This window comes from Endozoicomonas sp. ALB091 (genome assembly GCF_049310265.1).
In the GTDB taxonomy this organism is placed as follows: domain Bacteria; phylum Pseudomonadota; class Gammaproteobacteria; order Pseudomonadales; family Endozoicomonadaceae; genus Endozoicomonas.
This window is the reverse complement of record NZ_JBLYNQ010000008.1, coordinates 550,026-563,792: the sequence shown is the minus strand read 5'-3', so window position 1 is coordinate 563,792 and position 13,767 is coordinate 550,026. Positions and strand designations below refer to the sequence as shown.

Annotated in this window: 8 protein-coding genes, 1 pseudogene and 2 CRISPR repeat arrays; of the genes and pseudogenes, 8 read left to right on the top strand and 1 reads right to left on the bottom strand. The window is 51.6% G+C overall.

Annotation, left to right across the window (positions count from 1 at the left end):
- The first annotated feature begins 24 nt into the window (after positions 1–24).
- The 8 genes from casA (at position 25) to ACO6UX_RS18760 (ending at position 12,205) form a co-directional block, all read left to right on the top strand.
- On the top strand, positions 25–1,587 hold the full coding sequence (casA, locus tag ACO6UX_RS18795; protein ID WP_422449901.1) for a type I-E CRISPR-associated protein Cse1/CasA: 1,563 nt from the start codon (positions 25–27) through the stop codon (positions 1,585–1,587).
- Positions 1,588–2,037: a type I-E CRISPR-associated protein Cse2/CasB gene (gene casB / locus ACO6UX_RS18790; RefSeq protein WP_422449900.1), complete on the top strand. Its 450-nt coding sequence runs from the start codon at positions 1,588–1,590 to the stop codon at positions 2,035–2,037.
- Positions 2,038–2,072: 35 nt separating this feature from the next.
- On the top strand, positions 2,073–3,290 hold the full coding sequence (gene cas7e / locus ACO6UX_RS18785; protein WP_422449899.1) for a type I-E CRISPR-associated protein Cas7/Cse4/CasC: 1,218 nt from the start codon (positions 2,073–2,075) through the stop codon (positions 3,288–3,290).
- A gap of 2 nt (positions 3,291–3,292) precedes the next feature.
- Complete coding sequence (cas5e, locus tag ACO6UX_RS18780) at positions 3,293–3,958, top strand: type I-E CRISPR-associated protein Cas5/CasD (protein ID WP_422449898.1); 666 nt, start codon at positions 3,293–3,295, stop codon at positions 3,956–3,958.
- Complete coding sequence (cas6e, locus tag ACO6UX_RS18775) at positions 3,945–4,565, top strand: type I-E CRISPR-associated protein Cas6/Cse3/CasE (protein WP_422449897.1); 621 nt, start codon at positions 3,945–3,947, stop codon at positions 4,563–4,565. The genes cas5e and cas6e overlap by 14 nt, the downstream gene beginning before the upstream one ends.
- A gap of 31 nt (positions 4,566–4,596) precedes the next feature.
- On the top strand, positions 4,597–5,517 hold the full coding sequence (gene cas1e, locus ACO6UX_RS18770) for a type I-E CRISPR-associated endonuclease Cas1e (RefSeq protein WP_422449896.1): 921 nt from the start codon (positions 4,597–4,599) through the stop codon (positions 5,515–5,517).
- A 1-nt stretch (position 5,518) separates the two neighbouring features.
- Positions 5,519–5,806 carry a type I-E CRISPR-associated endoribonuclease Cas2e gene (gene cas2e / locus ACO6UX_RS18765; RefSeq protein WP_257293982.1) on the top strand — a complete coding sequence of 96 codons (288 nt, stop codon included), beginning with the start codon at positions 5,519–5,521 and terminating at the stop codon, positions 5,804–5,806.
- A gap of 107 nt (positions 5,807–5,913) precedes the next feature.
- Positions 5,914–10,462: direct repeats of the CRISPR family, unit length 29 nt; unit sequence GTGTTCCCTGCGCCTGCAGGGATGAACCG.
- Between the two features lie 108 nt (positions 10,463–10,570).
- On the top strand, positions 10,571–12,205 hold the full coding sequence (locus tag ACO6UX_RS18760; RefSeq protein WP_422445567.1) for an IS1634 family transposase: 1,635 nt from the start codon (positions 10,571–10,573) through the stop codon (positions 12,203–12,205).
- 19 nt (positions 12,206–12,224) lie between these two features.
- Positions 12,225–13,346: direct repeats of the CRISPR family, unit length 29 nt; unit sequence GTGTTCCCTGCGCCTGCAGGGATGAACCG.
- 6 nt (positions 13,347–13,352) lie between these two features.
- Here ACO6UX_RS18760 and ACO6UX_RS18755 read toward each other — a convergent pair.
- Positions 13,353–13,520, bottom strand: a pseudogene (locus tag ACO6UX_RS18755) (DnaB-like helicase N-terminal domain-containing protein); the annotation flags it as partial.
- Positions 13,521–13,767: the final 247 nt, after the last annotated feature.

Sequence of the window (13,767 nt, the reverse complement as noted above, 5' to 3'; positions counted from 1 at the left end):
ACAAAGTGTTGTGAATGTTGAGCCTTGATTATTGCACTGGTTGTCAATCTGGAGGGACAAGAAAAATTGAAACCATTCTCATTACTTACTGAACCGTGGATTCCCGTCCAGTACGAAGGAGCCCGGCTGCGAATCACGTACCAGCAACTTTTATGTGGGGAGAAAAAAGGCGATCTTTGTCTACCCCGTGATGACCTGGAGCTGGCTTGTCTGCAATTATTGGTAGCCATAACTCAGGTTTGCTTCACACCATTTAATCGAAAGGAGTTACTGGCCCGGCTCAAAAAGCCTTTGCCTACCGATATATTTCTGACTGGCGTGGAGGATAAAAAGGCTTGGTTTGACCTGAATCACCCGGATACACCCTTTATGCAAATTCGCGGAGTTAAGGCGAGCGAACCGACCCCGATGGATAAGCTGCTGGCAGGTGTGGCAGACGGTACCAATAAAACCTTTATTAATCCTCAAGGATTAGCGGAAGGGCTCTGTGGCAGTTGTACGGCAATAGCCTTGTTTAATATGGCCAATAATTGCCCCAGTATGGGTGGAGGGTTCAAGGGAAGTTTGCGCGGTAGTACACCGATTACGCAACTGATTACAGGGCCTGATCTGCGCATAACAGTGTGGCTGAATGTGCTGCATCAGGACCGTCTGAATAACTCTGTCATGCCGTGGTACAAAGATACTGCACAACAAGCTCCAAACTATGTAGATACCGTGAAAGCAGGTGAGAAAATTTGTGCAACAAATATCGGCCTTAACCGTGGTTTACTGTGGCAACCAGCACATTTTGAACTCTTGCCTGCTGAAGATACTGGTTGCTGTAGCGTCTGTAATGTCACTGCGCCATTGTATAAGGGTTTTAATAAAGCCAAGTTCAAATACACGGTAGAAGGTGTCTGGCCTCACCCACTGTCAGCCCGCTCCTTCAAGATTGCCAAAGGAAAAAAAGAAGAAAAGTTTCCTTCTTTTACCACCACAGCACCTGGCTGGACTCAACTTAGCCGTCTGGTTGTGGCCATGGAATCCAAAAAAGAAGGACAAAACCCTGCGCCTGTGCTGATACAGATCAGGGATGACAATTTGATCAGGCAGAAGTATTTACAATTTATTATCGGCGGTTATAGAAACAAGCAGGCAACTGTGCTGGAGCGTCGCCATGAATTTTTTAGTCTGGCGGATGGCTGGGCTGAACATGGGGAGGTGATCCATCACATTATAGAGACAGGTCTGGGGTATAAAACGGCTCTGCGCAGGGCTCTCTATCTCTTTGCAGAAGGTATCAAGGATAAAAACAGAGAAATCAAAGGTGCTGGAGTCAATCTCTGTCAGTCTGGGGATGACCTCTATTTCCAGCAAACCGAACAGTGGATTCGGGACATATTTGCTGATATCGATTTCAGTGAGCCACTACCTGCTATGGATCGCCTGCGCTTTCAACTAAAGCAAACCATACAGGCACTTTTTGATCAGCTCACACAACCCTACCGGCAGGAACCCAAAATGCTCAAAGCACTGGCATTGGCTCGGCGCAGCCTGAATAAATCGCTCGCTGACCTTCAGCCTGTGGTTACAGAGGAGAATTAAATGCAATCTTATAATGAAAAGTCTCAGGATTTCATCCGGCTGTGGAATCGCTATGATGATTTGGGTACTGGCTTCAAAGCCGAGTTGCGCAGGGTTGCAGCACCCGATGACCTTATTGAAATCCCCGCCTTTTATCGTTTAACACGAGGTTATGGCAGTCACAAGAATATCCGGAGATTGGTTTACTGTTTGCCACACCTGAAGCATCGGGACGGTGGCGATTCATTGGGTAAAGCTCTGGCTGAGGCTGGTGTCAGGGAAAAACGCCTGTTCATGGTGATTCGCTCACAGGAACCGAATGATCTGATTCAGTTGCGGCGTTTATTGCAACAAGTGAACCCAATAGTCGACTTTTCTCAAACAGCCTGGCTGCTATTGCGCTGGGATAAGCCGGAACAAAAGCAAAAATTGCTGGAAAATTTCTTTCTGCATCAGAAAGAGTCGCACTGAACCATTTTTTTCACAACATTTAAAAGGGCAGTCTTATGAATAAGAATTTTATAAACTTTCATATCCTGATTTCTCACAGCCCATCCTGCCTTAACCGGGATGACATGAATATGCAGAAGTCGGCTATTTTCGGTGGTAAACGCCGTGTGCGCGTTTCTAGCCAGAGTCTTAAGCGTGCAATGCGCACCAGTGAGTATTATCAGGAGCATTTTCCTGAAGTATCAATTCGTACCAGGCAACTGGAGTTATTGGCGAAAAAATTAACTCAGTTGGCCCCTAAAATTGATGAAAAATGGATTGCTAAGAGTGTAGAGCTTTTTTCCAGTAAAGTGATAGATGACTCAGATGATGATATGGAATCGGACGAGGAAATAACACAAAAGAAAACAGCAGTAGCCCCTTGGTCTATCTCAGAGTTTAAAACATTTTGTGAGCTTGTTCAGGAAATCTATGAGTCTGATTTAAATGAAAAGGATCATGCGTCACTGGTAAAAGCCATAGAGAAAGAGGGTAAACGAAAGGCAACGGCAAAGAAACCGAGATTATCTGATGATCAAGTTAAAGATATTATCTTGGCAAAAATAGTAAAACGAGAGCTAAAAGAGCGCACTGAAATAATGGTAAAAGCTTGTGGACGTGCAACAGATATTGCGTTGTCGGGGCGAATGGCAACATCGGGTTTAATGACCAATGTTGATGGTGCCCTTGCAGTGGCCCATTCCATCACCACCCACGCTGTTGATGCCGATATCGACTGGTTCACTGCTGTGGATGATTTGCAGGAAATGGGATCGGGCCATCTGGATACTCAGGAATTTTCTTCTGGCGTTTTTTACCGTTATGCCAGCCTGAACCTTCAGCAGTTACAAAAAAATCTGGGTGATGCTCCCCGTGAACAGGCGCTGGAAATCGCTGCACATGTATTACATATGCTTGCCACCGAAGTGCCTTCTGCCAAACAACAAAGTTTTGCTGCCCATAACCTGGCTGATCTGGCACTGGTTAGTTTTTCTGACCAGCCTCTGTCCCTGGCCAATGCTTTTGAAAGCCCTGTGAAGGAAACCGGCAATGGCTTTCGCCGTCCCTCAATAAAGGAACTCCATGACCATTGGCAAAAACTGTCAGTAGGGTTTGGTCTGGATGAATGCTGTGCCGAATGGGTGCTTGAGGATGTTGAACTACCTCAAGGTATTAATGCTGTTGAGTCCTTACCTGCACTGAAACAGTGGGTTCAAAACAATGGTGAGGGTTGATAATGCGACAGCATTTGATTCTGAAACTGGAAGGTCCCTTGCAAAGCTGGGGTAAACACAGCTTTGAAGGGTTACGACCGTCGGAGGCTTTTCCGGGGCGCAGTGCCTTGTTGGGGCTTCTGGGAGCCTGTCTTGGTATTGACCGTGCGGACTGTGAAAGGCAACGTCAACTGGCGACAAGTGTCGGCTTTGCAGTACGTGTTGATCAGGGCAAACACGGGCCGATAAAAATGACGGACTACCACACCGTGAAGGATGCACGGGTGGATTATCAGGGCCTGAAAAGCCATGAGACCATTCAGACCTGGCGCGAGTACTGGCAAGATGCCAAATACACTATTGCCATCTGGAATTTGGCAGAAGCCAGTATCTCTCTGCATCAATTACAGCAGGCTATATGCAAACCTGTTTTTACTCCGGTACTGGGCCGACGCAGCTGTCCGCTGGTTCGCCCCTTGTTTGAAGATATGATTGAAGCCGAAGATGCGCTGGCCGCACTGATAAAAATTAAACCTGTAGCAGGTACGGTCTACAACGAAGAAGCATCAGGCAACCACCAACTGCAGCTCAGGGATATACCCATCCCTGAACAACCAAGGCAGTTTGCTAACAGGAGAGTCCATGTGCAGGTGCTGACAACAGAGGAGGGATGTGATGTATCTGGCTAAAGTGCATATTGCTCCTGCAAAGAGTAACAATGCTTACGAATTGCACCGGGCTTTATGGCAATTATTTCCTGATCGACCGGATGATAACCGCTCCTTTCTGTTTCGTGTAGAAAGCCTGAGTCGTGCGTTTGGTGCTCAGGTATTAATGCAGTCACACCTAAAACCGACTGGAAGTGGTGAGCACGTTCGTTGCCTGGCAGCCAAAGCTATTAATTATCAATTTCAGGAAGGTCAGCAACTGCGATTCCGACTACGGTGTAATCCGGTCAAGGCGATTAAGGATGAGCGTAAAGGTACGGTAACTCGTAACGGTAGAACGCATATCCGTTCTGTTAGAGTACCTTTAATCAGGGAAGAAGAGCAGCAGCAATGGCTGGACAGTAAACTCAGGCAAGCAGGAGCCCGTTTACAGGCAGTGAATATAGTGCAAGAAAATCCACTTTACTTCCGTAAGGCAAGGGAGAAACGCAGTGGCAAGGTGCAGCCGGTGTTGTTTGAGGGGGTATTGCTGGTGAATGATCCGGCTGCATTCCAGATAGTTGTAGCTGAAGGTATAGGGCCAGCCAAATCCTTTGGCATGGGGCTGTTAAGTCTGGCTACTGGTTAAGCCTGAAATATAACAATGACAAGGAGGTTGGATGTCGTTCATTCCACTAAAACCCATCCCGATCAAAGACCGGGTGTCCATGGTGTTTGTCAGCAAAGGTCGTATTGATGTACGTGATGGGGCCTTCGTTGTGGTTGATGAAGTCAAAGGTGACAGAAAGCATATTCCTGTGGGATCTGTCGTCTGTATTATGCTCGAACCGGGTACACGGGTATCCCATGCTGCCGTCAAACTGGCGGCAACGACCGGGACGCTATTGATTTGGACTGGAGAATCCGGTGTTCGGCTTTACTCTGCCGGTCAGCCGGGTGGTGCAAGGTCAGATAAATTGCTTTATCAGGCAAAACTGGCTCTGGATGAAGAACTGAGACTGAAAGTCGTGCGCAAGATGTTCGAATTTCGTTTTGGTGAGCCAGCCCCTTCCCGTCGCTCAGTTGATCAGTTGCGAGGCCTTGAGGGTGCCAGGGTCAGAAAAACGTATCAGCTGATGGCAAAACAATATGGTGTGCAATGGAAGGGGCGAAGTTATGACCCAAAGGACTGGGAGTCAGGAGACACCATCAACCAATGTTTAAGTGCCGCCACAGCTTGTCTCTACGGTGTTACTGAGGCAGCGGTGTTGGCTGCGGGATATGCGCCTGCGATCGGTTTTATTCATTCCGGTAAGCCCAAAGCGTTTGTGTATGACATTGCTGATCTGTTCAAATTCGAAACAGTGGTGCCGGTGGCGTTTCAGATTGCTGCCAAAGGTACCCATAGTCCGGACAGGGATGTACGTATTGCCTGTCGTGACAGTTTTCGTAAAACACGGCTGCTGAAAAAAATCATTCCTACCATTGAAGAGATTCTGGCAGCGGGAGAAATTACGCCACCTCCGCCACCGGAAGATGCACAACCACCGGCGATTCCTGAGCCTGTTTCGATAGGTGATACAGGTCACAGGAGCAGCTGAAATGAGTATGTTGGTTGTGGTGACTGAAAATGTACCACCAAGATTAAGGGGGAGATTGGCGGTCTGGCTGCTGGAGATTCGCGCCGGTGTGTACGTTGGAGATGTGTCCATAAGAATCAGGGAAATGATTTGGGAACAGATAAATGCGCTTGCTGAGGAAGGCAACGTGGCTATGGCCTGGGCAACCAACACAGAATCCGGATTTGATTTTCAAACCTACGGCACAAACAGGAGAATACCAATCGAAGAAGATGGTTTAAGGCTGGTTCTTTTTCAATCGGAAGAATAATCAATCTGTTCTTTAACAATGGAATATTTACAGCGAATTTTGGATGAATTTGCTGGTGGAAATTTTAGGTCTTGCAACCTTTTGATTTAGTGGTGTATTTTTTTAGAGTGTTCCCTGCGCCTGCAGGGATGAACCCGTTTTTTTTCTAAGGGGGCATGTTGATAGGTCGTGTTCCCTGCGCCTGCAGGGATGAACCGGCATCAGGCTGGTCGAGCTTGGGGGTGAGCCGGTGTTCCCTGCGCCTGCAGGGATGAACCGGGCATCGTTAATGGCATCCATTGCTCTTTGCCGTGTTCCCTGCGCCTGCAGGGATGAACCGCTAATTCCAGTTCATTAAATATGCTCATTCTTGTGTTCCCTGCGCCTGCAGGGATGAACCGAAGGATCCGACTGAATCAACTTTTTCTTATAAGTGTTCCCTGCGCCTGCAGGGATGAACCGATGGATGCCTGTTTGTTATTGCTCATGATGGTGTGTTCCCTGCGCCTGCAGGGATGAACCGAGTATTTCAGGCAAAACTATTTACAGGGAACCGTGTTCCCTGCGCCTGCAGGGATGAACCGCGCAACTGCTGGCCCGGTTACCCAAGCCGGACGTGTTCCCTGCGCCTGCAGGGATGAACCGTCAGCTCAATGACGACATTCCCCGTTTAACCGGTGTTCCCTGCGCCTGCAGGGATGAACCGGTTCTAGCGAATTTAACGAATGGCCGGAACACGTGTTCCCTGCGCCTGCAGGGATGAACCGGGCTGATAATCCCGCCCCCAGTTGCCACAGCCGTGTTCCCTGCGCCTGCAGGGATGAACCGGAAAGTTCGGGGAAACCATGGATGTGGCAGAGGTGTTCCCTGCGCCTGCAGGGATGAACCGTCGGGGATATTGAGACTGCCGCCAGAAAGTATGTGTTCCCTGCGCCTGCAGGGATGAACCGCCTTTGCCCGGAGAGAACAAACGGGGGATCAGGTGTTCCCTGCGCCTGCAGGGATGAACCGTGAAGTGTGCAAATTACGCTGGGCCGATCTGGGTGTTCCCTGCGCCTGCAGGGATGAACCGCGTCCGAGGGCCCGGTGATGAAGCCTTTGCCCGTGTTCCCTGCGCCTGCAGGGATGAACCGGGACACTTTACCGCTGGACAAATGGCAGTTTGGTGTTCCCTGCGCCTGCAGGGATGAACCGCGTCTATTCTTCCAGCATAAGGGCGTCCGGATGTGTTCCCTGCGCCTGCAGGGATGAACCGGCTTCTTGATTATTCAAAGCAGCCTGACAGAAGTGTTCCCTGCGCCTGCAGGGATGAACCGGGCAACGTGCAGCTGCTGTCGTTCGATGGGCGGTGTTCCCTGCGCCTGCAGGGATGAACCGGTGGTGTCGTTAACCGGGACACCAATCACCGAGTGTTCCCTGCGCCTGCAGGGATGAACCGCAAACAGCGCCACGGTGATGCGGCCATTGCCCGTGTTCCCTGCGCCTGCAGGGATGAACCGGGACCTTTGTCGGGCTGGCCATGGGGGAGAGTGTGTTCCCTGCGCCTGCAGGGATGAACCGGGCGGTTGGGCAGTACTGGCCGGACTGGTCGCGTGTTCCCTGCGCCTGCAGGGATGAACCGCCAGACCGTGAAAAAAATCACCGGCACCAACTGTGTTCCCTGCGCCTGCAGGGATGAACCGAAATATCTCATGGGCGCTCGGGTTGAGTTGGAGTGTTCCCTGCGCCTGCAGGGATGAACCGGGATTATTTTTTATATAACGGCTATTTACTGAGTGTTCCCTGCGCCTGCAGGGATGAACCGCCAGTTTGAATATGACCGGCTGGACAAGTCGGGTGTTCCCTGCGCCTGCAGGGATGAACCGCAATCACCCAGGGACGTTGATTCAATGTTCTGGTGTTCCCTGCGCCTGCAGGGATGAACCGGGTATTGTCGGCTGTACCGGGCAATACATCATGTGTTCCCTGCGCCTGCAGGGATGAACCGCGTCGATCCGGTTCCTATGAGGGGCTGACGGTGTGTTCCCTGCGCCTGCAGGGATGAACCGTACGGCCCCAACGCCACGGACACCGAAATCGAAGTGTTCCCTGCGCCTGCAGGGATGAACCGAGTACGAACGTGAAAGAGGCGTCATAAATGAAGTGTTCCCTGCGCCTGCAGGGATGAACCGTATTCCCCAGTCGGCATCAGGGGCATCAGCAACGTGTTCCCTGCGCCTGCAGGGATGAACCGCCGATGGTCATCAGCTGGCTGTCGTTCAGTTCGTGTTCCCTGCGCCTGCAGGGATGAACCGGATGATGATGTGTTCTTCATGGAGATCATGGGGTGTTCCCTGCGCCTGCAGGGATGAACCGAGCAGACATGGAACCAAAAAAAACCATTTGAAGTGTTCCCTGCGCCTGCAGGGATGAACCGCCGTGGACGTAACCGATATCAGCCGACAGCCGGTGTTCCCTGCGCCTGCAGGGATGAACCGCACTGAAAGACGATGGCCGCCTGGTGAAGGATGTGTTCCCTGCGCCTGCAGGGATGAACCGAATGAACGTTTATTCAATTACTGGAAAGAGCAGTGTTCCCTGCGCCTGCAGGGATGAACCGCTACACGCCTCTGATGGCCGCCGGTCTTGATGGTGTTCCCTGCGCCTGCAGGGATGAACCGATTCACCGAATGAAAAAGGGGCGCAGGAAAAGGTGTTCCCTGCGCCTGCAGGGATGAACCGCGCATGGAACAGGTTCCCCTCTCCATGCAGGAGTGTTCCCTGCGCCTGCAGGGATGAACCGGGCAATAACGGCATCGATTACGAGACCTATCTGTGTTCCCTGCGCCTGCAGGGATGAACCGAACTGTTTGTCATTAAAAACGCTCATGCCATCGTGTTCCCTGCGCCTGCAGGGATGAACCGTCTATGCAAAAGTGGGCGAATCCTTCCAGCAGGTGTTCCCTGCGCCTGCAGGGATGAACCGCACCCAATGCCCCGATGCCCAGCACAATGAAGGTGTTCCCTGCGCCTGCAGGGATGAACCGCAGTTCACTTACTATGACCCCATGTTTAATACGTGTTCCCTGCGCCTGCAGGGATGAACCGATCGGGGGGCAGTAAATGGCGGGGAAGAAAAAGTGTTCCCTGCGCCTGCAGGGATGAACCGTCGCCAGAGCGGCCAAAGTCCTCACCAAAACAGTGTTCCCTGCGCCTGCAGGGATGAACCGCTGTCGTTCACGGTCTGCTGTCTCTTTCGTTAGTGTTCCCTGCGCCTGCAGGGATGAACCGCGTCAAATTTAATGCGTCGTGGCTGACTTTATGTGTTCCCTGCGCCTGCAGGGATGAACCGCTGGCTAAGTTTCTCAGCATCGGCAACGTCAAGTGTTCCCTGCGCCTGCAGGGATGAACCGATGATCTGAACCAGATGGACTGGTTCATGTACCGTGTTCCCTGCGCCTGCAGGGATGAACCGGTCATGGAGCGAGCCGAAGCGAAAGTGCTGCTCGTGTTCCCTGCGCCTGCAGGGATGAACCGAAATTGCGAAACCTGCAACAACAATTACAGGTGTGTTCCCTGCGCCTGCAGGGATGAACCGGATAGTCCCCCATATCAACAGAGCAGGCGATAGTGTTCCCTGCGCCTGCAGGGATGAACCGATGTGACCGCCGGTGTTAATGCTTACCTGCGAGTGTTCCCTGCGCCTGCAGGGATGAACCGTTATAAACATCATCAACACCTTTCTTTTTGTGGTGTTCCCTGCGCCTGCAGGGATGAACCGTTTCACTGAAGCCTGCGAACAGGCCGGAGTTCGTGTTCCCTGCGCCTGCAGGGATGAACCGGGCCGCAAGATCAACCAGACGGACCTGATCGAGTGTTCCCTGCGCCTGCAGGGATGAACCGGTAAAGGACTGGGGGATGTCGATGCTTTTGTCGTGTTCCCTGCGCCTGCAGGGATGAACCGTAGTCGCAATCCTGCCAGTCATCCTGATTAAAGTGTTCCCTGCGCCTGCAGGGATGAACCTGAGGCTCTTCAAGCCAGAATGGCTAGCCTACTGTGTTCCCTGCGCCTGCAGGGATGAACCGCGGCTCGGTTATGTAGAAGCAAACCGGCGGTTGTGTTCCCTGCGCCTGCAGGGATGAACCGGTGCTTTGATTCAGATCGCTATGAAGCTTCAGGTGTTCCCTGCGCCTGCAGGGATGAACCGTAAGAAAAGCAAAATCCAACCCATTGATACCGCGTGTTCCCTGCGCCTGCAGGGATGAACCGTTATGCCCACCTGACTGTAAAAGGTTTTGTAAAGTGTTCCCTGCGCCTGCAGGGATGAACCGCGCAGAATTGAGCGTAGAGTGAGCCATAGGTTGTGTTCCCTGCGCCTGCTGGGATGAACCGCAATGGATGAGCTGAATGAAGCGGTGGAAGCAGTGTTCCCTGCGCCTGCAGGGATGAACCGGCCATCAAGGAGCAACTGGACGCCCTGATCCGGTGTTCCCTGCGCCTGCAGGGATGAACCGATGGCTCTCAAGATGTACTGACCCAGGATGACGTGTTCCCTGCGCCTGCAGGGATGAACCGGTGCGGGCCACGCCAGCCCCTGAGTTGTTGTAGTGTTCCCTGCGCCTGCAGGGATGAACCGGTATTGCCCAGTGCTTTACTGGCCAAACCTGCGTGTTCCCTGCGCCTGCAGGGATGAACCGGACTTTTAATAATAACTATAAATCTGTGTTCCTGCCTTTCACCACCCCGATTGATATTTTCCTGAAATCTGTTGTCAAAGGATTGATCAGATATTCAGGAACGTCGACATGTTGCCAGTTCAATACCAGTTTAAGAACCTGAACCACCTTGGCTTGGTTGCCGCTATGTGTCGGGAGCTAAGGATAGCCGAATACATCGATGCGCGTATAACTAATGACTCCGATGTGCGTCATGTCACTATAGGACAAGCGGTGGTCGCAATGATCATCAATGGGTTGGGGTTTACAGGGCAAACTCTGTATATGTTCCCTGAGTTTTTTGAGGACAAGCCGATTGATCGCCTCATCGGGGAAGGCATACAGCCCGAACACTTGAACGACAAGGTACTTGGTCGGGCCCTTGATAGCCTGTACGACGCTGGCGTCAGTGACTTGTACCTGAACCTTGCCGTTAAGGTTGTCAATCATCTGAAGCTGCCCTGCAAGGCATTGAATCTGGATGGCACCAGCTTTCATGTGGATGGAATCTATAACAGTCATGAAAATCCTGATGACTTGAATTGTATCCATATCTGCCGCGGTTACAGCCGTGACCACCGACCTGACCTGAATCAGGTGGTCTTGCAGTTAATGACCGAAAATGAGGCAGGTATTCCAGTGTTTATGGCACCTGCGAGCGGTAATGTAAACGACAAAACTTGTTTTCAGGAAATTATCAAAAATCATCTGTCGTGTTTCAAGGAGACTTTGAATAGCCGCTATCTGGTCGCTGATGCCGCCATGTACGTTGCTGAAACCCTTCAGTTGCTTGACGAGCAAAAGCAGCTGTTTATCTCCCGTGTGCCCCTGAATATCAAGGGTGCAAAGGAGCTGGTCGGCAAAGCGCCAGCCATGTCATTGGAGCCGGTTGAAGGCTATGAAGATTATTACTCTGCTGAAGTGCCTTCCTGCTATGGAGATGTTAAACAACGATGGTTCTTGTTTCTCAACAAAAAGCGCAGGCTGGTTGAACAGAAAACACTGACCCGAAAGATGCAGAAGCAGTCACTGAAAGAAGCCCGTGATCTGGAAAAGCTGGGAAAAAAGGCCTTTCTGTGTCGGGACGATGCATTGAAGGCTTTTGCCTTATGGCAGAAACAATCGAAACTCTGCCAGAGTGCAACGGAGCCTGAGGTTACCGGTAAACCCTGTTATTCGGGCAGGGGACGGCCATCGCCGGATAGCAAGCCTGATCACTTCGAGTACTTTGTGCAGGCTGAATGCTTTGTTCCCTGTCAGAAAAGGGAGAATGCACAGGCCTCACTGGGTTGCTTTATCCTGGGCACCAATGAATTGGATCAGAATTGCATGAGTGCGACGGAGCTATTGTCTACCTACAAGTCACAACAACAGGTTGAGGGCGGCTTTCGATTCCTGAAAAGCCCGGACTTTCTGGTCTCTTCACTCTATCTGAAGAAAGCTGAGCGCATTGAAGCTCTGTTAATGGTGATGACACTGTGCCTGATGGTCTATGCTGCTATCCAGCACAAAATAAGGCACGAGCTGAAAAAACAGAGCCGAGTATTTCCAAACCAGAAAAAGAAGCCCTGCCAGAACCCAACGGCGAGATGGGTGTTTTTCTGTTTCCAGGGAATAAATGTCTTAACGGTCAATAATCAGGAGGAACATGTGATCGGTTTGAAGGAAAGACAATGGACGATCATGCAGATTTTGGGCAATTTTTACGAGTCGGTGTATTCCTGATAGGGGTGGTGAAAGGCAGGTGTTCCCTGCGCCTGCAGGGATGAACCGATTCTGCGGTGACGGGTCAGGTTACAGTAAAAGTGTTCCCTGCGCCTGCAGGGATGAACCGCGACCTGATGTATCACCCTGAGCAACATAACTGTGTTCCCTGCGCCTGCAGGGATGAACCGCTGGCGGTGTCAGCGGAGAACCTGGCGGCCCGGTGTTCCCTGCGCCTGCAGGGATGAACCGATCAGATTATTATACATGGCGGTGATGTGATCGTGTTCCCTGCGCCTGCAGGGATGAACCGCGGGACATTATCAAGATTCGGGACAACCCTAAGTGTTCCCTGCGCCTGCAGGGATGAACCGCGCATCAGCAGTTGTCGAATCACGTCCCGCTCGTGTTCCCTGCGCCTGCAGGGATGAACCGCACATTGATTCATGGCTTGAAAGGCAGCAACGGTGTTCCCTGCGCCTGCAGGGATGAACCGGCTTTTATGTCTGAGGGACGCACTGAAGTGTTCCCTGCGCCTGCAGGGATGAACCGTCATAACGGTATCGTCGGCTATATGCTGCGCCGTGTTCCCTGCGCCTGCTGGGATGAACCGTAAAAACCGCCTTTCTTTATCTCTATAATCTCGTGTTCCCTGCGCCTGCTGGGATGAACCGCATTCTGGCAATGGGCGCGTATGCCGCAAAGCGTGTTCCCTGCGCCTGCAGGGATGAACCGTATTTCGGCGGAGGTGGTACGGGCTTGAGTGGGTGTTCCCTGCGCCTGCAGGGATGAACCGTCAATGGCAGGGCATTACACCGGGGATGATTAGTGTTCCCTGCGCCTGCAGGGATGAACCGCGACACCGGCAAGATGTTGCTGGAAGCTGTCCGTGTTCCCTGCGCCTGCAGGGATGAACCGGATTGTCCAACCGGCTGTGGGATTGCTGTAGAGTGTTCCCTGCGCCTGCAGGGATGAACCGAGAAATTAGATTTCACAGTTCTGAATATGAAGGTGTTCCCTGCGCCCGCAAGGATGAACCGTCAGACGAACTCATCAGGTTGCGATTAACCCAGTGTTCCTTGCGCCCGCAGGGATGAACCGGGATTTATCAACGCCTAATGCAGAGGCCAACCGTGTTCCCTGCGCCCGCAGGGATGAACCGCGATCCGAAACCATCCGACGTCAGCTTATCAGCCACCCGGCCCCTGGCCTGGTTATCCAGCATCAGACCACCCAGAACGGACTGCTCCGCTTCAATGGAGTGGGGAGGTGTTTTAATGGCAACTGTCGCTTCATCAAGGGGAAGCGACAGTTCGCGAGGACTGACATCCAGCATATTAACGTGCTGCGGAAAAGAGTAGTGGCATGTCAGGATACCTGATTCCGACCTTCAGAAGGAATAACGATTTTCATTCACCAGTACAATAAAACGGCACAGCGTTCAGCCTCGAACTGGAAACAGCATAAAAATCAATGGCTATCTATTTAACAAAGGGATTATCTGGAATTTTTATTCAATTAACGAGTCCAACAAAAAATCAGGCCAACGGAAAGCAATGTTCCCATGAATAATTTTCCAACTC